Below are 21,775 nucleotides of genomic sequence, written 5' to 3'. Positions count from 1 at the left end.
ACTAACCAAGCTATTATATGAGAGTAAAGATACCCAGACGGGAAATCGTCCTATTCTGTTCCGCCTTGCTTTTCCCTGCTGCTTCGTTGTGCGCGCAAGAAGTGGGGCAGGAGATGAAAGAGGTCAGGCAAGACGTGGAGCAGCTCCGGCAAGACGTCCGCGAACTTCGTGAAGAAGTGCGTAGATTGCAGGAAGAACTTCATGGATTCCGGCGCAACAGTTTCCCGCAATGTGGCATGGACACGGTAGTTCCCTATGTTCCCCATCGGTTCATTCATCGGTTGGGGATAGAAGCCCGGCCGCAATACGTGTTCCCCACCAATCCTTTCCTGCAAGGAGAGAACGAACGGTGGAAGCCCATTCAAAGTTCCTTTGCCGCTCATCTGAAATATTCCTTTAAGTTTCGCCCCAACACCTGTGCCGACCGTATCTACGGTGGAGCCTACCAAGGCTTCGGCTTGGCCGTCACCACCTTTGGCGACCGTAAGCAACTCGGTGACCCGGTGACGTTCTACGTCTTTCAAGGTGCACGCATAGCCCGTTTCAATCCCCGTCTTTCGCTCAATTACGAGTGGAATTTCGGTCTTTCCGCCGGATGGAAACCATACGATAACGATTACAACTCCTACAATGGAGCGGTAGGTTCACGGGTGAACGCATTTCTCAATGCAGGTATCTACCTCAATTGGTCGCTTTCCCGTTATTTCGATTTTATCATCGGCGGAGATTTTACGCATTTCTCCAACGGTAACACCAAATTCCCCAACGCAGGAGTGAACACTACCGGAGCGAAAATCGGTCTGGTGTACAACTTCAACCGTGAAGAATCCGACCTGACCAAGTCTTTGGTCAAGCCGTATATTTCCCGTTTTCCCCGTCATATTAGTTACGACCTTGTGTTGTTCGGCTCGTGGAGACGGAAAGGCGTGTACGTAGAAAGCGGGAAGCAGATAGCCTCGCCGGGCAGTTACCCCGTGGCGGGATTCAACTTTGCTCCGATGTACAACCTCAATTATAAGCTGCGATTCGGCCTCTCGCTAGACGGTGTCTATGACGGTAGTGCCAATGTGTACACCGAAGACCGAATTGTGGAGTACGATTACGATGGAGGCAGCGGGACTTCCAGACGCAGGTTTTTTGTGCCGGGCATTCAGCATCAGCTTGCTCTCGGACTTTCGGGACGGGCGGAGTACGTAATGCCGTTTTTTACCATCGGTGTCGGTTTGGGAACGAATGTGCTGGGACGTGGCGATTTGCGGGGGTTGTATCAGGTCTTTGCGTTGAAGATAGACGTGACGCGCAACTCTTTCCTTCACATCGGTTACAATCTCCAAAACTTTCAGACACCTAATTATTTGATGCTCGGCTTAGGGTTCCGTTTCAATAATAAGTATCCTAAAGTGCGTCATTGAGGTCCGTCTGGTAATCTGTCGAATCAAGTAAGGAATCTCAAGATGGAAAACATCATTCATAAAATCAGAGAAATCTATCCGGTATCCGATGAAGCGCTTCAGGCGCTTCAAGCAAATATGGAACTGCGATATTATCCTAAAGATACCTATATCGTCCAGTCGGGGGTGACAGACCGCCTGGTCTATTTCATTGAAGAGGGCATTGCCCGTTCCGTATTCCACCACAATGGGCAGGATACTACTACGTGGTTCACGCTAGAAGGCGACGTTACGTTCGGCATGGATTCGCTCTACTATCAGCAACCGTCGGTGGAGAGCATTGAAACGCTTTCTGATTGCAAAATCTACGTCATCCATATCGACAAGCTGAATATGCTCTACGAAACCTATATCGACATAGCCAACTGGGGGCGCATCTTACACCAGAATGTCAATAAAGAGCTTAGCCACATGTTTGTGGAACGGCTTCAGCTTTCGCCCAAAGAACGGTACGAGCAGTTCAACCGTCGTTATCCCGGACTGATAAACCGGGTGAAGCTGAAGTATGTGGCTGCCTTTTTGGGTATTTCTATCTACACGCTTAGCCGGGTACGTGCTAAAAAATAGTTTTTGGCGGGGCTTTTTTGCTTTTAAGCAAAAGAACTTCGTTTTGCAAACTGTATCTTTGCCATCTGAAAATAATAACTAATAGAAAAACAGATGTCGAATATTTCTTCTTCAGCCTTTGCAGACACCAAAGCACATTATGATCTTCTTGACGGACTTCGCGGTGTAGCGGCTCTTATGGTGATATGGTATCATGTATTCGAGGGCTACGCTTTTGCCAGTGGTGGCAATATTGAGACTCTCAATCACGGTTATCTTGCCGTGGATTTCTTCTTTATCCTTTCGGGTTTTGTAATCGGTTACGCTTATGACGACCGTTGGGGCAAGAGTCTCACCATGAAAGATTTCTTTAAACGCCGTTTGATTCGTCTTCATCCGATGGTCGTTATGGGTGCCGTGTTGGGTGTCGTTGCGTTTTGCCTTCAGGGCAGTGTACAATGGGACGGAACACACGTAGCCATCTCCATGATAATGCTGTCTCTTCTTTGCACGATATTCTTCATTCCTGCCATGCCGGGTGTAGGATACGAGGTTCGTGGTAACGGTGAGATGTTTCCGTTGAACGGTCCTTGCTGGTCGTTGTTTTTCGAGTATATCGGTAATATCCTGTATGCGCTGTTCATCCGCCGCTTGTCCAATAAGGCGCTGACGGTGTTTGTGGTGTTGCTGGGCGCAGCGTTGGCGTCGTTCGCTGTCTTCAATGTCTCCACTTATGGAAATATAGGAGTGGGCTGGACGCTGGACGGGGTTAACTTCCTGGGCGGCTCCCTACGTATGCTTTTCCCTTTCTCGTTGGGTATGTTGATGTCGCGTAACTTCAAGCCTATGAAGGTGAAAGGTGCATTTTGGATATGTACCATTACATTGATTTCCCTGTTCTCTGTTCCTTATCTCGAAGGAATGGAGCCGCTTTGCATGAATGGTGTTTATGAAGCGTTTTGTGTGATTGTGGCTTTCCCTATCATTCTGTGGATAGGAGCGTCGGGCACTACTACGGACGTGCAATCGACAAAGATATGCAAATTTCTGGGAGATATATCCTATCCGGTTTATGTGATCCATTATCCGTTGATGTACCTGTTTTATGCATGGCTGATTGAGAATAAGCTCTATACGTTGGGAGAGACTTGGCATGTAGCCGTGTGCGTCTTTGTCTTAAGTATCGTGCTTGCTTATCTGTGTCTGAAACTGTATGATGAACCGGTCCGTAAATATTTGGCTAAACGTTTCTTGAGTAAGAAACGGTAGTTTTGTTGTAATCATCCGATACCGATTCTTCGTAGGGATTTATTTTATGGATATATTATAAGGCGTTGATCTCTTCTGCCGATAATCCGGTGCCTTGCATAATCATTTCGGTAGTAAGTCTCATTTCTTTCATTTTACAAGCTATCTCGATTTGACTGTTCTTTTCGCCTTCCGCTTTTCTTTCTGCCCATCCTTCCATCGTCCTTCCAGTTCAGCTACGTCGGGCACATCATTTTGAATCATGATAGCATTCAGATGCTATAGTCATGGGCATAGGATTTAAGTCCCGACCTGAACGGGAATGGTGGGATAGAACGGGAAGAGTGGGTGAAGGCTTGTCTTTTTTTGATGCTGAAACCGAATGGGCGTAAGGCTGAAAGAAAAAACTCCAACCAAGTGACGGATAAAGTCGCATTGGTTGGAGTTTTCTTATTAATAAAAGGAGAGCTTTTTACTCATCTTATAATTGGTCAGACGCATTTGATTAGCTTTCCGCTTTTGTTCTTTATCGACTTGAAAACCTTGTTTCTCGAAAAATGGTTTTGCCGTGATGCTAACCTCCGATGTTAATTTTTTCGCACCTCTTTCTCGTGCGTATGCTTCGAGATATTTATACAAAGATGTCGCAACGCCTTGATGCTGAAAATCCTTATGAACAAACAGTGTGTGCATATATCCGTCATCGTTGACAGAGCCAAAGCCTATAATCACGCCTTCTTCGTTTTCTGCAACCACATAATGTTGCTCTTCGAAAAGCTCACCCCAATGTGATGTATCGTCTCCGCACGAAGCCCAATCTGCTACTTCTTCGTCTGTATAATCTTTTCGGTTCACAGTCAGAATTGTATGCTGATATAGCTCTTGCAATGCTGGAATATCAGACAGGTTTACCTGGCGGATTCTATTCATCTTATCTTTGAATTTCTTGTATTAATAAACTTCTACTTTCTCTGCAATTCTCTTAGCCTTGTCGCGCAACGCATCCAAATCAGCATCGAGCGGAGCGTAGCAAAGCACCACACCCATACGACGGTTGACACGTGTAAACGGTTTGCCGAAAATGCGGAGATAGGTATCTTCTTCTTTGGTCACTTCTTCCAGTCCACGATATTGAGGGCGCTCCTGACTGGCAATCGGAGAGAGAATGACGGCACTTGCGCCTATCCGTTCTTGCTTGATGCACGGAATAGGCAGACCGAGCACGGCACGCAGATGCAATTCAAATTCATTCAGATTTTGTGTTCCTGCCAAAGTCACCATGCCGGTATCGTGGGGGCGTGGAGAAAGTTCGGAGAAATAGACTCCGTTTTCGTGGCTTAGGAAGAACTCAACTCCCCAAAGTCCTGCGCCTGTCAGCGCACGGGTTACTTTTTCTGCCATCTCTTCCGCTTCTTTCAAATGTGCGGGATCGATGTGTGCAGGCTGGAAACTTTCGCGATAATCGCCACCTTTCTGCACGTGTCCGATAGGAGGGCAGAACAGGGTAGGCCCGTTCTTCTGAGTAACGGTGAGCAGGGTGATTTCGCTGTCGAATTTGATAAATTCTTCAATGATAAGCTCGCGGATATCACCACGGCTTCCGCTGCATCCGTATTCCCATGCATGTTCGAGTTCGTCGGCGCTTTTCACCAGCGACTGTCCTTTGCCGGAGGATGACATTAGCGGTTTAACGACACAAGGGAAGCCGATTTTAGCGGCAGCTTCTTTCAGCTCGTCCAATGTTTTGGCATAGAAGTATTTGGCAGTTTTTAGTCCGAGCTCTTTAGCGGCAAGGTCGCGGATAGCTTTACGATTCATTGTGAAGTTCACGGCGCGGGCGCTGGGAACTACCTGGATGCCTTCTTTTTCGAAGTCATACAAACGTTCCGTGCGGATTGCTTCAATCTCCGGAACGATAATGTCCGGCTGGTGTTTTTTTACGGCTCGCTCCAGTTCTTCACCGTTCAGCATATCGAATACTTCAAATTCATCAGCCACTTGCATAGCAGGTGCTCCCGCGTATGAGTCGCAGGCAATGATGTGCTGACCTTTACGTTGAGCTGAAATTACAAATTCTTTTCCTAGTTCTCCAGAACCTAGTAACAGTATTTTCTTCATCATTTTGAGTGTTTTATGTTAGTAGTGCAAAATTACAGCAAAAAAATGAGATAATAATTGTATAGGCGTTGATTATATTTCTCTTTTTATGTTTTCTTTCGTTGGACGTATCTTTAACTTTCTTAAGGAAAGCGTGAAAAAACGGCGTTTGCTGTGTTCGAGCACAAAACTAGTTGTTTGTGCTACTATTTTATGTTGTGGCTAAATCATTGATTTTAAACAATGAGAAAGGAAACTGGAGGCGAAAATTTAGTTTATTGATAGATTATTATCACAAAACTTATTTTGCTGTTGATTTGTAACAGAAATTTGCCCGAATTGGTCAATCTGTAGTCATTGTTGGTCTAATAAGTGTTAGCGAACGACAAATTATGAAAAAGGAGTAACAACGACACGGAATTGTTTCTACATTTGTGCAGTTGTTTCTTTAACTATATCTAAGGGCAGAAGTTTATCGGATATAGAAAATAGTTGAACAAAAATAGAACTCAACTGTTTATTATAATATTGAATAGGTAAAACGCGGAAAATGTTCATTCCTTAGCATATTATTAAGGTCAAAAAAGAGAGAAAAAGAATAATATAAATAAAAGAGATTGCTTATGTCACAGATTATCGGACATATCTCGCAGGTCATCGGCCCTGTGGTCGATGTGTACTTTGAAGGTACGGATGCGGAACTGGTGCTGCCAAGCATCCACGACGCACTGGAGATAAAGAGGCCAAACGGCAAAATACTGGTTGTAGAAGTTCAGCAACATATCGGCGAAAATACGGTGCGTACTGTAGCGATGGATAGTACCGACGGACTTCAGAGAGGCATGAAAGTGTATCCCACCGGAGGCCCAATCACTATGCCGATAGGCGAACAGATTAAAGGACGACTGATGAACGTAGTCGGTGATTCGATCGACGGTATGAAAGGACTCAACCGCGATGGTGCGTATTCTATTCACCGCGACCCCCCTAAATTTGAGGATTTGACAACTGTGCAAGAGGTCCTCTTCACGGGTATCAAAGTAATCGACCTGCTCGAGCCGTATGCCAAAGGTGGTAAAATCGGTTTGTTCGGTGGTGCCGGTGTGGGAAAAACCGTATTGATCCAAGAGCTTATCAATAATATCGCCAAGAAACATAACGGATTCTCCGTATTTGCCGGAGTAGGTGAACGTACCCGTGAAGGTAATGACTTGCTGCGTGAAATGATCGAATCCGGCGTTATCCGTTATGGCGAAGCATTCAAGGAAAGCATGGAAAAAGGTCACTGGGATCTTTCGAAAGTAGATTATAACGAACTGGAGAAATCGCAAGTGTCGCTGATTTTTGGTCAGATGAACGAACCTCCGGGCGCACGTGCCTCTGTGGCACTGTCCGGACTGACAGTAGCGGAATCTTTCCGCGACGCCGGTAAAGAAGGTGAGAAACGCGATATCCTGTTCTTTATCGATAATATCTTCCGTTTCACGCAAGCAGGTTCGGAAGTGTCGGCCCTTTTGGGACGTATGCCCTCCGCCGTTGGTTACCAGCCTACGCTGGCCACGGAAATGGGTGCGATGCAGGAACGTATCACGTCTACCCGCAAAGGTTCTATCACCTCCGTACAAGCGGTGTATGTGCCTGCCGATGACTTGACCGATCCCGCTCCTGCAACGACTTTCAGCCACTTGGACGCGACTACCGTGCTCGATCGTAAGATCACCGAGTTGGGTATCTATCCGGCTGTCGATCCGTTGGCATCTACATCACGTATCCTCGACCCGCACATTGTAGGCCAGGAACATTACGACATTGCGCAGCGAGTGAAACAAATATTGCAGCGTAACAAGGAGTTACAGGATATTATCTCCATCCTCGGTATGGAAGAACTCTCGGAAGAAGACAAGATGGTAGTGAACCGCGCCCGCCGTGTGCAGCGTTTCCTTTCGCAACCGTTTGCCGTAGCCGAACAGTTTACAGGCGTTCCGGGCGTGATGGTGGGTATTGAAGATACCATCAAGGGATTCAAGATGATTCTGGACGGAGAAGTGGATTATCTTCCCGAACAGGCTTTCCTGAATGTCGGCACGATTGAGGAAGCAATAGAGAAAGGTAAGAAATTGCTGGAACAAGCGAAAAAATAAAAATATAAAATGATGAAAGAACTGCATTTGAGTATAGTATCGCCCGAAAAGAGCATATTCGACGGAGATGTGAAGATTGTCACATTGCCGGGCATGATCGGTTCGTTTTCTATTCTTCCGGGACATGCGCCCATTGTATCGTCGCTGAAAGCAGGAACATTGAGTTATACGACGATGGAGGGAGAAGAGCATACGATGGATATTCAGGGCGGTTTTGTCGAAATGAGTGACGGTACGGTTTCTGCTTGTGTTTCCTGACGGAAGCCTTCCGGCACAAAGATTAAGCATCTAAAGATTGAAAAGAACGAGATTATAACCTTACAGAAAAACACAGTAACATGATGAATATTAGTAAAACTAAACGGAGCTTTATTTGTTGGCATACCTTATTTGCAGTGACTAGCGCGCTGCTTGGAGCTGTTATCCTACACTTCGCTCTGCCGGGGCATTATTTCGGAGGGTATCCGTTTATACCGGTTTATTTTTATTTCTTCGGTTTGGCCAGCATCTATATGTTCGACGCTTGCCGGCGGCACGCTCCGCAGAGAATGTTACTGTTGTATTTGGCAATGAAAATGATAAAGATGATTCTTTCGCTGATTCTCGTCTTGATTTATTGTCTTGCTGTACGCGAAGAAGCCAGAGCTTTTTTACTGACATTTATCTCGTTCTATTTGATATATCTCATATTCGAAACTTGGTTTTTCTTCTCTTTTGAGATGAATCAGAAACGGAAAAAGAAAAATAAGAAGAAACATGAAACAGTTGCATAACATAGTAGCTCCGTTGATTCTGTTCTGCCTGATGGCAGCGGTCAGTTTGCCGGTTCTTGCGCAAGAGCAAGAGGGGGAAGTGGTGGCGCAGCAGACGCAGGACGAGATTACTCCGAAGGAGGAACAGGAGAACACGGTTGATGTGAAAGAAATTGTGTTCGGACATATCGGTGACTCCTACGAATGGCATATTACAACATGGGGTAACACGCATATTACTATACCGTTACCTATTATTGTTTATAGTAGCACTTCAGGTTGGCACACGTTCCTTTCTTCCCGTCTCGAAGAGAATGGAGGTACGTATGAAGGACTTTCCATCGCTCCCGCAGGAAGCAAGTACGAAGGCAAATTGGTAGAGTATGACGCGTCAGGCGAACAGGTTCGTCCCTGGGATATTTCTATTACGAAGGTGACGTTTGCTTTGCTGTTCAACAGCGTATTGCTGCTCGTTATCGTGTTGTGCGTGGCACACTGGTACAGGAAGCGTCCGCAAGGAGCCAAAGCGCCGGGAGGATTTATCGGATTCATGGAGATGTTCATCATGATGGTGAACGACGACATCATCAAGAGTTGTGTAGGCCCCAATTACCGGAAGTTTGCACCGTATCTGCTGACAGCGTTCTTTTTCATCTTTATCAATAACATGATGGGATTGATTCCGTTTTTCCCCGGAGGTGCGAATGTGACGGGAAATATCGCTATCACGATGGTGCTGGCAGTCTGCACGTTCCTTGCGGTTAATATCTTCGGTACGAAACATTACTGGAAAGATATTTTCTGGCCCGATGTACCCTGGTGGCTGAAAGTGCCTGTGCCGATGATGCCGTTCATCGAGTTCTTCGGAATCTTCACGAAACCGTTTGCTTTGATGATCCGTCTTTTTGCCAATATGCTGGCCGGACACATGGCGATGCTGGTGCTCACTTGCCTGATATTTATCTCGGCAAGCATGGGGCCTGCGCTGAACGGTACACTCACGGTGGCTTCCGTATTGTTCAACATCTTTATGAATGCGCTTGAGCTATTGGTGGCTTTCATCCAGGCTTATGTATTTACGATGTTGTCGGCAGTGTTTATCGGACTGGCACAGGAAGGAGCCAAAGTGAAAACAGAAGAATAATCAATGAAACGCGGTGAAAACGTGATTGAATGAATACGGAATAAACGCGCGGAATGAGTGATTAAATAATAAAACAAGAGAAAATATAAACCATTTTAAAACTGAAAATTATGTTACTATCAGTATTGTTACAAGCCACTGCAGCAGCAGTAGGAGTTAGTAAATTAGGTGCAGCTATCGGTGCAGGTCTTGCAGTAATCGGAGCTGGTTTGGGTATTGGTAAGATTGGTGGTTCGGCAATGGAAGCTATCGCACGCCAGCCGGAAGCATCAGGAGACATTCGTATGAACATGATTATCGCCGCCGCCTTGATTGAAGGTGTGGCTTTGTTGGCGGTAGTAGTTTGTCTGTTGGTGTTCTTCCTTTAATCAGGTATATAACAAGCGAATTTCGCAGGCGTAAACCATGTTTCTAAATGGGGGAGACCCTGATACAATGGTCAGCTGCGAAATTGTAAATTATAAATCGTAAAATCGTAAATAAAGATTATGTCATTACTATTACCTGATAGTGGCCTGCTGTTCTGGATGTTTCTCTCATTCGGGATTGTGTTCGTGATATTGGCGAAATACGGCTTCCCTGTCATCATCAAGATGGTGGAAGGCCGTAAGACCTATATCGACCAGTCTTTGGAGGTGGCGAGGGAAGCTAATGCCCAGTTGTCTAAACTGAAACAAGAAGGTGACGCATTGGTGGCAGCCGCCAACAAAGAGCAAGGACGCATCTTGAGGGAAGCAATGGAAGAACGTGACAAGATTGTTCACGAGGCCCGTAAACAAGCCGAAATTGCCGCACAAAAAGAACTTGATGCGGTGAAACAACAAATCCAGGTGGAGAAAGACGAAGCAATCCGCGACATCCGTCGCCAAGTGGCCGTGCTTTCTGTTGACATCGCCGAGAAAGTGCTCCGTAAGAGTCTTGAGGACAAGGAAGCACAGATGGGCATGATCGACCGCATGCTGGATGAAATACTAACCCCGAATAAGAACTAAGGAAGATGGAAGTCGGAATACTCTCAATGCGTTATGCAAAAGCTATCATTGAATACGCACAGGAAAGAGGTCTGGAAGACAGGTTGTATCAGGAGTTTCTGACCCTGTCACACAGCTTTAGTGAACAGCCCGGTCTGCGCGAAGCGCTTGATAATCCCGTCATCATGACCAAGGAAAAGTTGGCGTTAGTCTGTACAGCTGCCGATGGTGACAGTAAATCGACCAGAGAGTTTGTCCGTTTTATCACTTTGGTACTGCGAAACAGGCGTGAAGGCTATCTGCAATTTATCAGTCTGATGTATCTGGATCTCTACCGGAAGCTGAAGCATATGGGAACCGGCAAATTGATTACGGCCGTTCCCGTCAATAAAGAGACGGAAGACCGGATTCGGTCTGCAGCAGAGCATGTCTTGCACGCCCAGATGGAACTGGAAACAGTGATAGATCCCTCTATCGGGGGTGGCTTTATCTTCGACGTCAACGGCTACCGGCTGGATGCAAGCGTTGCCACGCAGTTGAAGCGAGTGAAACAACAATTTATTGATAAGAATAGGAGAATTGTATAATGTCTGAAAATATAAGAGTAAGCGAAGTATCCGATATATTGCGCAAGCAGCTCGAAGGAATCAATGCCAATGTGCAACTTGACGAAATCGGTACGGTGCTCCAGGTGAGTGACGGCGTAGTGCGTATCTATGGACTGCGGAACGCCGAGGCCAATGAATTGCTGGAGTTTGACAATGGTATCAAAGCAATCGTGATGAACCTCGAAGAGGACAACGTGGGTGCTGTACTGTTGGGTCCGACGGACAAAATCAAAGAAGGCTTCGTCGTGAAGCGTACCAAACGTATCGCCTCCATCCGTGTAGGAGAGAGCATGCTGGGACGTGTGATTGATCCGCTGGGCGAACCGCTCGACGGCAAAGGGTTGATTGGTGGCGAACTGTATGATATGCCTTTGGAACGGAAAGCTCCGGGAGTAATCTATCGTCAGCCTGTGAACCAGCCGTTGCAGACCGGATTGAAGGCTGTGGACGCTATGATTCCTATCGGTCGCGGACAGCGTGAGTTGATTATCGGCGACCGTCAGACGGGAAAGACTGCTATTGCGATTGATACGATTATCAACCAGCGCACTAACTTCCTGGCAGGCGACCCTGTATATTGTATCTATGTAGCTATCGGTCAGAAGGGTTCTACCGTTGCTTCTATCGTTAATACACTTCGTGAGTACGGAGCACTGGACTACACGGTGGTTGTAGCTGCCACGGCGGGTGATCCGGCTGCGTTGCAGTATTATGCTCCATTTGCGGGTGCTGCTATTGGCGAGTATTTCCGTGATACCGGCCGTCATGCGTTGGTGGTTTATGATGACCTTTCCAAACAGGCGGTGGCTTATCGTGAGGTTTCGCTGATTCTTCGCCGTCCGTCCGGTCGTGAGGCTTATCCGGGTGATATCTTCTATCTGCACTCCCGTCTGTTGGAACGTGCTGCCAAGATTATCAGTCAGGAGGAAGTGGCACGCGAAATGAACGATCTCCCGGAAAGTCTGAAGGGGATTGTGAAAGGTGGCGGCTCGCTCACTGCATTGCCTATCATCGAAACGCAGGCTGGTGACGTATCGGCTTATATCCCGACGAACGTGATTTCTATCACCGACGGACAGATATTCCTTGAGACTGACTTGTTCAACCAGGGTACGCGTCCGGCTATCAATGTCGGTATCTCCGTGTCCCGTGTAGGTGGTAACGCACAGATTAAGGCTATGAAGAAGGTGGCCGGAACATTGAAGATTGACCAGGCGCAATATCGCGAGTTGGAAGCCTTCTCCAAGTTCAGCAGCGACATGGACCCGATTACTGCCCTGACTATTGATAAGGGACGTAAGAACGGTCAGTTGTTGATTCAACCGCAATACAGCCCGATGCCCGTAGAGCAGCAGATTGCTATCCTCTATTGTGGTACACACGGACTTCTACATGATGTCCCATTGGATAAGGTGCAGGACTTTGAACGCAGTTTTATCGAATCTCTGCAACTGAATCACCAGGAGGACGTATTGGACATTTTGAGAACGGGTGTGATCGACGATAACGTGATTAAGGCTATTGAAGAGACTGCCGCTATGGTGGCGAAACAGTATCTCTGATTGACTCTTTATCTCTAATCGGCTCTTTAATTTTTAATTATTAATTTTTAATTATCGCTATGGCTTCACTGAAAGAAGTAAAAACCAGAATAAATTCGGTAAAAAGTACCCGAAAAATCACTTCAGCAATGAAGATGGTGGCTTCTGCCAAATTACACAAGGCACAAGGAGCCATTGAGAATATGCTGCCTTATCAGAAGAAGTTGAACAAGATTCTGACTAATTTCCTAAGCGCGGACCTGTCTGTCAAATCTCCTTATGTGCAGGAGCGTGAAGTGAAACGTGTAGCAATCGTCGTCTTTTCTTCAAACACTTCTCTTTGTGGTGCTTTCAATGCCAACGTCATCAAAATGATGATGCAAACGATCGGGGAGTTCCGCACTCTGGGACAGGATAATATCTTGATATTCCCAATTGGCAAGAAGGTGGATGAAGCGGTCAAACGAATGGGATTCAAACCGCAGGAGGCTTCTCCGACGCTCTCCGACAAACCGACGTATCAGGAGGCTGCCGAATTGGCTCACCGATTGATGGATATGTATGTGGCAGGAGAAGTGGACCGTGTGGAGATAATCTATCATCACTTCAAATCAATGGGGGTACAGATTCTTCTCCGGGAGACGTATCTCCCCATTAATCTGACGAATGTGGTAAGTGAAGAGGAGAGAAAGAACAAAGAGGAGGTAGAGGAGCATGAAATTGCCAATGATTATATCATCGAACCGAACGCGGAAGAATTGATCGCCAGCCTAATACCAACAGTATTGAGCCAGAAGATTTTTACTGCTGCCGTCGACTCTAATGCATCGGAACATGCTGCACGTACCCTGGCTATGCAAGTGGCTACGGATAATGCGAATGAACTGATTCAGGATTTGACGAAGCAGTATAATAAGAGTCGTCAGCAGGCGATTACAAATGAGTTGCTGGATATTGTGGGGGGATCTATGAAGTAATTCTAATCGTCTTTCTTTTGTCTCGTAATCATCTTTCTTTTGTCTTGAAACAAAAGAAAGAAGCAAAGAAAAATTCAAGGCTGACTTTTTTCTCCTACTCGCTTCCTTCACTTCGCTAAAGGGCAGAAACTCGCTACGCTCAAACAGTCTGCCCTTCTTAACGCTACGTTACGGGCGCTCGCCTGACGGAGAAAAAAGTAGGCCGGGGGGAGTCCGGCGGCTGGTTTGCTGTATGATGTTCGTGAGGGGTATTAGGAAGGAACTCTCTGTATCTTTCTATCTCTACTATCTCTATTATATCGTATTCTATATTTCTATTATATATTGTTCTGCTTTGCTATATTTAGTCGTATAACGTCTGCGGCTTTTATATAGCAAAGTTTTCCATGTTATACGTCTTTTAAAACAATGCAATATTCCGTATACCAAAGGTCGCTACGCCGCACGGGTTCCCCGGCCTCGTTTTTCCGGCGTCAAGCGCAGGTGTTTCCTTCGGCGTTAAGAAGGGCAGACTGTTTGAGCGTAGCGAGTTTCTGCCCTTTAGCCGGAGGAAGCACCGGAGTAGCCGGAAAAACGCAGCCTTGATTCTTTCTTTTTGGTTCTTTTTCTTTCGTATCAAGACGAAAGAAAAAGAATATTCAGTACCTTTACCCAAAATTAGAGAAAGCATGGAAAATAACCCGGAACTGCAGCTAGCTTGGCAGTTCATTGAAAATACAGGCACACATTTATTTCTTACCGGAAAAGCCGGAACTGGAAAAACGACATTTCTTAGACGATTGAAAGAACACACCCCTAAGCGCATGGTTGTATTGGCACCGACAGGGATCGCAGCCATCAATGCGGGAGGAGTAACGATTCATTCTTTCTTTCAGTTGTCTTTTGCTCCTTTTGTGCCGGAAACTACCTTTAATTCTTCCCAAACGCATTACCGTTACAGTAAAGAAAAACGGAACATAATTCGTAGCATGGATTTACTCGTTATTGATGAGATTAGTATGGTGCGCGCCGATTTGTTGGATGCGGTGGATGCAACTCTGCGGCGGTATCGTGATAGAGAGAAACCGTTTGGCGGAGTGCAACTGTTGATGATTGGAGATTTGCAACAATTGGCTCCCGTTGTGAAAGATAATGAATGGGAACTGTTGAGGAAGCATTACGAGACCCCTTATTTCTTTGCGAGTCATGCGTTGAAAGAGACGGCATATATGACTATTGAACTTAAAAAAGTCTATCGGCAGAGTGACACGTTCTTCCTGTCTTTATTAAATAAAATCCGGGAAAATAAGGCTGATGATGAAGTGCTGAATGAGCTGAACCGTCGTTATCAGCCCGGTTTCCAGCCACAAAAAGAAGAAGGATATATTCGGCTGACGACACATAATTATCAGGCACAGAAAGTAAATGACCGTGAACTGGCATCTTTGCCCGGCAAGGCGTATCATTTTCGTGCCGAGATAGAAGGTAATTTTCCCGAATATTCGTATCCTGCGGATGAACTCCTGACAATAAAGGAAGGAGCACAAATTATGTTCCTGAAGAATGATCCATCGTCCGAGAAACGATATTATAACGGTATGATTGGTGAGGTGGTCACTGTTGATGATGCAGGTATTATCGTGCGGGGGAAGGGAAACAAATCAGAATTTCAGTTGTTGCCGGAAGAGTGGGGAAATTATAAGTACGTGTTGAATGAGGAAACAAAGGAAATCACGGAAGTGATAGAGGGAACGTTCCGTCAATATCCTATCCGTCTGGCATGGGCCATTACGATACATAAAAGTCAGGGTTTGACGTTTGAGCGTGCCATTATTGATGCACGTAACTCTTTTGCGCACGGGCAGACTTATGTGGCATTGAGCCGTTGCAAGACTTTGGAAGGGATGGTGTTGGAGTCTCCTTTGCGGAGGGAAGCCATTATTAGTGATGCTACGGTGGATAATTTTACCAAAGCGGTAGAGCAGAATAAACCGGGCAATCAACAGTTGAACGATATGCAAAAGGCGTATTTCTTTGATTTGTTGAGTGATTTGTTTAATTTCTATTCGATCGATCAGGCTTATAAACGATTGCTTCGTTTGATAGATGAAGAATTGTATAAGCTCTTTCCGAAGCAGTTGGCAGAATATAAGGCACTGGAACTTCATGTCAGAGAGAAGATAGTGGAAGTGTCCCAGCGTTTTCGTAACCAGTATACCCGGTTGATACATGAGAGTGAAGACTATGCGACGAATCAGGAGTTACAGGAGCGGATTCGTTCAGGGGCCGGATATTTTCATAAAGAGTTGGCGCCGGTTCGGGCTTTGTATAATAAGACTAATATGCCTCTTGACAATAAAGAGTTGAGAAAACTGTTGGCAGAACGTATGCAGGCGTTGGATGATGCATTGTGGATTAAAGAGTCTTTGTTGGAGGCTGTGTCTGAGAGAGGGGCGTTCGCTATTACGGATTATTTGAAGTTGAAGGCTAAAGTAATGTTGAGTCTTGAGGATGATTCTTCATCTTCCGGTGCTTCGAAAGCATTGAGAGAAAAGAAAGAGCGGAAGGAACGGAAAGAGCGTACACGTAGCGGTGCTGAAAAGGTGAAAGTGGAAGTGCCTACGGATATTTTGCATCCGGAGCTTTATCGTGCCCTGTCTGAATGGAGGACAGCCAAAACACGTGAGGTGAATCTTCCTGCTTATGTCATTATGCAACAGAAAGCATTGATGGGAATTGTGAATCTGTTACCGGATAATCCAAGGGCTTTGGAAGCGATACCCTATTTTGGAGCAAAAGGGGTGGAAAAGTATGGACTTGAAATCTTGGGTATTGTCCGTAAGTATATGGTGGAGAATCAATTGGAAAGACCGGAAATAATGGATATGCTCATCTCTGATAATAGGGAATCCGCAAGCCGGCGGGAAGAGTTGAAGCAACGGAAAGAGGAGGAAAAACGGAAGAAAGAAGCGGAGAAGGAGAAGAAAAAAGATACAAAATTAATCAGCTATGAAATGTTCTGCCAGGGAATGAGCATAGATGAAATAGCCAAAGCTCGTGAATTGGTATCGGGAACCATTGCCGGGCATTTGGAATATTATGTCCGTTTAGGAAAGATTAAAGTGGAGAAAGTAGTGAAAGCTGAAAATCTGGCGAAGATTCGTAAGCATTTGGAAGAACATGAATACATGGGAATATTTGCCATTAAGGCAGCATTAGGAGACGATGTCTCCTATGCTGATATAAAGTTTGTATTGGCTGTTTCCGGGCATTAACAGACTGTTTCGGTAATGAATAGGCTAGCCCCATCGCAAGCAATATCATAGATTACAGAAAAAAGAAACGAAAACAGGAACACTGATATCAATCAGAATACCGTGTAAGATAGCGATGGGGATCATTTCTTTTCCCGAATATCTGCTGATGGAGGGCAGGAGTACATCCATCGAATTGACTCCTGCCGCTGAAATAGGAGCCAGTTTCCCGAAATACTTCTTGATGATTGGAGTACCGAGGAGTGCCATCATCTCACGGAAAATATTAGTCAGTAGTGCAATAGTTCCTAATTCCGTAGCCAGTTGCAGCCCGATAGAAGGCTCTTTGAACTGGGTGATAAGGATAGAAGAGAGCGAATAGTATGCGAATCCGCTTCCCACTGCCATACAGTCGAACACGCTCCATTGGCGCAATAGCAGGCTTGCTAAAGCAGAAAACAGCAACGTACCGATAATCGTTCCCAACGGAATCAATAGCATTTTAGGGTGCAAATGCGACACAATCGCCTTCAGGTTCTTATTAGAACCGATACTGATTCCCACTTGCAGCATTAACGCATAAAGTATATACATCGAAACTGTGTGTGTATCAAACTGGAACTTGTTGAAAGTTCCCATGACACAACCTACACAAAAGAATAATATAACGATCAAACTTCCTTTCATTGTTCACCTCCTTCTTGAATAAACGTATCTTTTTTCCTCTCAAAAGAAATCAGCCTTCTTTTTTTATTATTCGCCTCCTTTTCTAAAAAACAATTGCAGTACCAGACGGGCAGCAATCAGGCTTCCCAATACACCGGATACGGCAAGAACAATTGCCTGCCATCCGAATTTACCGAGATTGTTTACAATCAGGCTATTAGAACCGATAGACACACCGAGAATGAAGAGCAACAAGAATATTGTAAGAGAAATTGTCTTTTCTGTCTTTTGCAAGATACTCCAGTTACGCAATACATAACCGATGCCGATTCCTAAAAACATAGTAGATATAATAGAGAACATAATGTATATATTTTTGGTTAGGTTAAACTGATTATTGACACACACAAGAGGATTTTCAAAGAAGATGATACATCTGCTTGAAAATTGGAAAGGAATACTGCTGTGAATAGTGAAACAAGTCAGCAGATAGTTCCTGTAAAGAAATAATAGGGTAATTTAGATGAATCCACTGAACCAATGTACATGCACGCAGCAAGACTTACAGAAAGTCGGTATTCCTGCAAGAAAAAGATTAGCGTTATGTAGTTGTAATGTTTGATTCATCATTGGTCTTTTTTAATTTTGGTGCAAAGATAGCAACTTATTGCATATTTTCAAAATAAATATGCAATAAATAAAGAGAAAGAATTATTTGGAATGAAATAGATTGTTGTAAAAAGTAGTATTGTCTCCAATTCTGCCACTGTTTTCAATTGGTAATTTGTTCTTTTCCTTATAAATGTTCTCAGTTCGCAAGAACCTCTTTTAGCTTCTGTGGTTCGTATCCAAGCATTGTCCGTGCTTTATCGATACTCATTCCGCTAAAACGGGGACGGGGAGTGGTTTCATTCATTTCCTCTGTCGTGACAAGATGGATAAGAGAACGATCCAGTCCCATATAATCTGCTACTTGATAAGCAATCTCCGCAATGCTCATACACTCATCGCCACAAATGTGAAAGATACCGTTCGTTGGATGTGCTATCAAACGCTGTACACCATCCGATACGTCTCCAATATAAGTCGGTGTCCTCCATTGATCGGATACGACACGGATTTCTTGCCCGGCTTTTAAACGGTTCATTACCAACTGGACAATATTACCATGTTGTCTCGGCAGCGCTCTGCCATAAACGATTGCTACACGGACAATAGCAAAACTGCTGCAAGTTTCTGCCACTTTCTCTTCTCCTTTCCACTTGGTATATCCGTAATAGTTGACGGGAGCGGGGATATCTTCTTCATTAGGTTCCATTTATTATAGTGTTATAGATATCAAGGCACCATATCCGGACTTTTTGATTATACAATCATTGCGGAGACACGACTTTTTTGCATATATTTCTACAAAAATAGACAATAATATCCATTGCGCAAATAGATTTCGTACTTCCCATCTTACTTTGCTCTCGATAACGAGATTTATATGAATGGATAAAAGAAAAGAAGTATGGAAAAAGTAATTATGGGAACACGTTTGCCCGCTAAGCTTTGGTTGAATGAAGTAGAAGACTCTTGTATGTCGCAGATTATGGATTTGACTTCACTTCCTTTTGCGTTTAAACATATCGCCATCATGCCTGATGCCCATGCGGGAAAAGGAATGCCAATTGGCGGTGTGTTGGCTACGAAGGGTGTGATTGTTCCCAATGCTGTGGGAGTAGATATCGGTTGTGGAATGTGTGCGATTAAGACCAATCGAAAAGCGGAAGATTTTAGTTATACGGATTTGACTTCCATCATGTCGAAGATTCGTGCGGCCATTCCCTTGGGATTCGATCATCATACTAAAAAGCAAGATCAGGAGTTACTTCCACAAGGATTCGACCTTGAGGAGATGCCTATATTGAAGAATCAGTACGAGGCTTGTTTGAAGCAGATAGGAACCTTGGGAGGAGGAAACCACTTTATTGAGATTCAGAAAGATACCAAAACGTCTGATGTGTGGGTGATGATTCACTCCGGAAGCCGTAACATTGGTTTAAAGGTTGCCAATCACTATAATAAGATTGCGCAATATTGGAATGAGAAATGGTATTCTGAAATGGTATCGGGACTGGCTTACTTGCCAATGGAGACGCAGATGGCAAAGGATTATTTCCGTGAAATGAACTACTGTGTGGCCTTTGCCTTTGCCAACCGTCAGTTGATGATGACCCGTATCTGTGAAGCCATCCAGGCAGTGAAACCTGAAACGGACTTTGAGCCTATGATTAATATTGCCCACAACTATGCAGCCTGGGAGAATCATTTCGATCACGATGTGATTGTGCACCGAAAAGGAGCTACGCGTGCCTATGAAGGTGAGATTGGTATTATCCCCGGATCTATGGGTACTAAATCCTATATCGTTGAAGGACTGGGTAATCCGGAGAGCTTCAAAAGCTGTTCGCATGGCGCCGGCCGATTGATGGGAAGAAAGGATGCTTGTCGCCGTTTGTCACTGGATGAAGAGAAAGAGCGAATGAACCAGCAAGGAATCATTCACGGACTCCGTTCGCAGGACGAACTGGATGAAGCACCGGGAGCTTATAAAGATATTGCGCAAGTGATAGCGAATGAGCGGGATTTGGTGAAACCATTGGTGGAACTTGCTCCAATGGCAGTTATTAAAGGGTGATTGACAGATGTACCAGAAAGAAAAAAACAAAGGCGATTTGGAGTATAGGCATAAAAAAAGGAGCAACGCCTTGCTCCAACCTTTGTTAACCTTAAATCTAATACTATGAAAAACACATTGCAAAGATACGGACTATTGCGAAATTAGCAAATTATCCAAGAAAAAAAGTATGTTTTATAACATTGATTAAGAATTTGTATTCTCGAATCTATTTTTATTAAGAGATTTGACCGATCACAGACAAGAGTAAAGCCTCCATTATCATATTATTTCCTTTGGTAGCCTTAATGAGTGGCAACATACCACGCTGTTTCGTTCTTTTTCGAAGCAGCTGCACTAGTGCTTGGATCAGAAATAGTGATACCGGAGAAAGTATTGATTTTTTTTCGTTCTCCATAATAGGAGGATATTGCTGTAAAATAATACTCCGTATTCCTTTTATATGGAACTGTGCGTTTCAGTTGTTCGTTGAATTGCTCCAATAAATCAGGATCGGAGCATAGCTTTGCAACATAATCACCACAATCAAAGAATATGGAAGGTTTATATCCGTCTAAACTTTGCAAAGAAGAAATTAATTCTTCGTTAAACGTATAACGCTGATTTATTTCTTTCATAATGGCCGCCAGATGATCTATTTCCGAGCAATCTGTGACACTGATTGTTCCGCAGGGAGTGACATAATTTGAATAAAAAGAATAGAAACCATCACAAATCTTTTCATAATCTATGTTTCCGATTAAGTACTGGCCAATCTTGTCGTATGGCATACCATAAGCCATAATTTCACTAGTGGATGCTATTAGGTGACTTGTTACGTTTTTAAGGTCATAAGCAACCTCTACTGTCGACATATAGCAGTCGTCGAAAAGGATATACTCCATCTTCAATCCTGCGCTCGATATTCCTTCGGCAAGTGTAGTAATATCCGTCTGATACTTGGATTCTCTGCCTCCGAAGAGACGTGTCATAGGTGTATTCCCATATTCCCAATGTTTTTTGACTGTTTGCAGACTACTGCGTGATTGCGTTTTTGATACGGGGATCCATCCCATCCCGTGGCATCCGATAATCATTGCATATCGTTTGGCGGGAGAGTAGGTCTGTACATCATTCAGGATAGAAGTGATACCTTCGGCCGTTGTATAGCTGGGATCCGGATAATTGTAGTTTTTTAAAGCCTTCTGTACGGCTGCGCCTTTTTCGTAGGAAAGCTCATAGAGAGTGGCTTTAGTGGTTGTTGTACACATAAATACGAGAACCCGCTCGTTTTTTAATATATTCTGTCCGATAATACTTTTCAGATCAGCAATATTTTGATAGAAAAAGGAAGTCAGGTCAGTCGACCAGGGCAGATACATAAATACAGTTTGTTCATTATCCGAACGAACCACCGGGTCGGTAGGATCAGGATTTGTCGGATCAGTGTTGTCCGTCTGCCTTGTGTTGGGAGATGTAGAAACCGGATCTTCTTTCTCGCACGAAATCATGCCGAAAGAAAGAAATAATACGAAGAGGATTGATTTCATCAGACGATAATATTGTTGCATTGCTTCCATTATTCTACAAGGATTAAATTTTCTTTTTATACATAACGTAAAAAGAGAACTTTTTGATTTGCTTTACCGGGACATAATTGATACGTCTCTCTTTGCAAAGTTACTGAAAAATAGCGTAATTCCAATACCGTCATTCATAAGAAAGAACAACTGTTTGG

20 protein-coding genes and 2 pseudogenes are annotated in these 21,775 nt (G+C 44.5%); 15 read left to right on the top strand and 7 right to left on the bottom strand.

The window, feature by feature from the left end:
• Positions 1 to 17 precede the first annotated feature (17 nt).
• From GD631_RS16645 to GD631_RS16635, 3 genes are all read left to right on the top strand, one after another.
• Complete coding sequence (locus tag GD631_RS16645) at positions 18 to 1,412, top strand: acyloxyacyl hydrolase (protein ID WP_143258660.1); 1,395 nt, start codon at positions 18 to 20, stop codon at positions 1,410 to 1,412.
• Positions 1,413 to 1,454: 42 nt separating this feature from the next.
• Positions 1,455 to 2,018 (top strand): Crp/Fnr family transcriptional regulator, encoded by a 564-nt coding sequence (locus GD631_RS16640; protein ID WP_143258659.1) that lies wholly within the window; start codon positions 1,455 to 1,457, stop codon positions 2,016 to 2,018.
• Positions 2,019 to 2,111: 93 nt separating this feature from the next.
• The gene (locus GD631_RS16635; protein WP_143258658.1) at positions 2,112 to 3,266 is read left to right on the top strand and encodes an acyltransferase family protein; all 1,155 of its coding nucleotides are present in this window, start codon (positions 2,112 to 2,114) and stop codon (positions 3,264 to 3,266) included.
• 55 nt (positions 3,267 to 3,321) lie between these two features.
• Here the strand turns inward: GD631_RS16635 and GD631_RS16630 are convergent, their stop codons facing one another.
• Positions 3,322 to 3,465: a hypothetical protein gene (locus tag GD631_RS16630; RefSeq protein WP_153260290.1), complete on the bottom strand. Its 144-nt coding sequence runs from the start codon at positions 3,463 to 3,465 to the stop codon at positions 3,322 to 3,324.
• A gap of 77 nt (positions 3,466 to 3,542) precedes the next feature.
• Between GD631_RS16630 and GD631_RS22460 the strand changes: the two are divergent.
• Positions 3,543 to 3,637: pseudogene (locus GD631_RS22460) on the top strand (N-acetylmuramoyl-L-alanine amidase); the annotation flags it as partial.
• A gap of 61 nt (positions 3,638 to 3,698) precedes the next feature.
• On the opposite strand, the gene GD631_RS16625 reads toward GD631_RS22460, so the two are convergent.
• Both GD631_RS16625 and purT read right to left on the bottom strand, forming a co-directional pair.
• The gene (locus GD631_RS16625) at positions 3,699 to 4,175 is read right to left on the bottom strand and encodes a GNAT family N-acetyltransferase (protein ID WP_143258657.1); all 477 of its coding nucleotides are present in this window, start codon (positions 4,173 to 4,175) and stop codon (positions 3,699 to 3,701) included.
• 21 nt (positions 4,176 to 4,196) lie between these two features.
• Positions 4,197 to 5,363, bottom strand: a complete 1,167-nt coding sequence (gene purT / locus GD631_RS16620; RefSeq protein WP_143258765.1) for a formate-dependent phosphoribosylglycinamide formyltransferase — start codon at positions 5,361 to 5,363, stop codon at positions 4,197 to 4,199.
• A gap of 602 nt (positions 5,364 to 5,965) precedes the next feature.
• Between purT and atpD the strand changes: the two genes are divergently transcribed.
• The 10 genes from atpD (at position 5,966) to GD631_RS16570 (ending at position 16,730) form a co-directional block, all read left to right on the top strand.
• Positions 5,966 to 7,483, top strand: coding sequence for a F0F1 ATP synthase subunit beta (atpD, locus tag GD631_RS16615; RefSeq protein ID WP_004315305.1), 1,518 nt, complete (start codon positions 5,966 to 5,968; stop codon positions 7,481 to 7,483).
• A 12-nt stretch (positions 7,484 to 7,495) separates the two neighbouring features.
• Entirely contained in the window at positions 7,496 to 7,741 is a 246-nt protein-coding gene (gene atpC / locus GD631_RS16610) for an ATP synthase F1 subunit epsilon (protein ID WP_004315304.1), read from the top strand.
• A gap of 80 nt (positions 7,742 to 7,821) precedes the next feature.
• Positions 7,822 to 8,256: a hypothetical protein gene (locus GD631_RS16605; RefSeq protein WP_143258656.1), complete on the top strand. Its 435-nt coding sequence runs from the start codon at positions 7,822 to 7,824 to the stop codon at positions 8,254 to 8,256.
• On the top strand, positions 8,240 to 9,379 hold the full coding sequence (gene atpB / locus GD631_RS16600; protein WP_143258655.1) for a F0F1 ATP synthase subunit A: 1,140 nt from the start codon (positions 8,240 to 8,242) through the stop codon (positions 9,377 to 9,379). The genes GD631_RS16605 and atpB overlap by 17 nt, the downstream gene beginning before the upstream one ends.
• 110 nt (positions 9,380 to 9,489) lie before the next feature.
• Positions 9,490 to 9,747, top strand: a complete 258-nt coding sequence (atpE, locus tag GD631_RS16595) for an ATP synthase F0 subunit C (protein ID WP_004295758.1) — start codon at positions 9,490 to 9,492, stop codon at positions 9,745 to 9,747.
• Positions 9,748 to 9,867: 120 nt separating this feature from the next.
• Positions 9,868 to 10,371 (top strand): F0F1 ATP synthase subunit B, encoded by a 504-nt coding sequence (gene atpF, locus GD631_RS16590; protein WP_143258654.1) that lies wholly within the window; start codon positions 9,868 to 9,870, stop codon positions 10,369 to 10,371.
• Between the two features lie 5 nt (positions 10,372 to 10,376).
• Complete coding sequence (locus tag GD631_RS16585) at positions 10,377 to 10,937, top strand: F0F1 ATP synthase subunit delta (protein ID WP_143258653.1); 561 nt, start codon at positions 10,377 to 10,379, stop codon at positions 10,935 to 10,937.
• Positions 10,937 to 12,520, top strand: coding sequence for a F0F1 ATP synthase subunit alpha (gene atpA / locus GD631_RS16580; RefSeq protein ID WP_143258652.1), 1,584 nt, complete (start codon positions 10,937 to 10,939; stop codon positions 12,518 to 12,520). The genes GD631_RS16585 and atpA overlap by 1 nt, the downstream gene beginning before the upstream one ends.
• A 59-nt stretch (positions 12,521 to 12,579) precedes the next feature.
• A complete protein-coding gene (locus GD631_RS16575; protein WP_143258651.1) occupies positions 12,580 to 13,476 on the top strand; it encodes a F0F1 ATP synthase subunit gamma in 897 nt (298 codons plus the stop codon).
• A gap of 668 nt (positions 13,477 to 14,144) precedes the next feature.
• Positions 14,145 to 16,730, top strand: coding sequence for a helix-turn-helix domain-containing protein (locus tag GD631_RS16570; protein ID WP_143258650.1), 2,586 nt, complete (start codon positions 14,145 to 14,147; stop codon positions 16,728 to 16,730).
• 45 nt (positions 16,731 to 16,775) lie between these two features.
• On the opposite strand, the gene GD631_RS16565 is transcribed toward GD631_RS16570, so the two are convergent.
• The 3 genes and pseudogenes from GD631_RS16565 to GD631_RS16555 form a co-directional block, all read right to left on the bottom strand.
• Positions 16,776 to 17,396 carry a LysO family transporter gene (locus GD631_RS16565; RefSeq protein ID WP_143258649.1) on the bottom strand — a complete coding sequence of 207 codons (621 nt, stop codon included), beginning with the start codon at positions 17,394 to 17,396 and terminating at the stop codon, positions 16,776 to 16,778.
• Positions 17,397 to 17,462: 66 nt separating this feature from the next.
• Complete coding sequence (locus tag GD631_RS16560) at positions 17,463 to 17,738, bottom strand: LysO family transporter (RefSeq protein WP_004315294.1); 276 nt, start codon at positions 17,736 to 17,738, stop codon at positions 17,463 to 17,465.
• A gap of 445 nt (positions 17,739 to 18,183) precedes the next feature.
• Positions 18,184 to 18,681: pseudogene (locus GD631_RS16555) on the bottom strand (SDR family oxidoreductase); the annotation flags it as partial.
• Positions 18,682 to 18,888: 207 nt separating this feature from the next.
• Here GD631_RS16555 and GD631_RS16550 point away from each other — a divergent pair.
• Positions 18,889 to 20,058 carry an RtcB family protein gene (locus GD631_RS16550; protein WP_143258648.1) on the top strand — a complete coding sequence of 390 codons (1,170 nt, stop codon included), beginning with the start codon at positions 18,889 to 18,891 and terminating at the stop codon, positions 20,056 to 20,058.
• Positions 20,059 to 20,342: 284 nt separating this feature from the next.
• Here the strand turns inward: GD631_RS16550 and GD631_RS16545 are convergent, their stop codons facing one another.
• On the bottom strand, positions 20,343 to 21,617 hold the full coding sequence (locus GD631_RS16545; RefSeq protein WP_143258647.1) for a clostripain-related cysteine peptidase: 1,275 nt from the start codon (positions 21,615 to 21,617) through the stop codon (positions 20,343 to 20,345).
• Between the last annotated feature and the right edge of the window lie 158 nt (positions 21,618 to 21,775).

Origin of the sequence: Bacteroides luhongzhouii (assembly GCF_009193295.2) — a bacterium.
GTDB classification, from domain to species: Bacteria; Bacteroidota; Bacteroidia; order Bacteroidales; family Bacteroidaceae; genus Bacteroides; species Bacteroides luhongzhouii.
The sequence above is the reverse complement of the archived record's forward strand: the minus strand, read 5'-3'. Positions and strand labels throughout refer to the sequence as shown.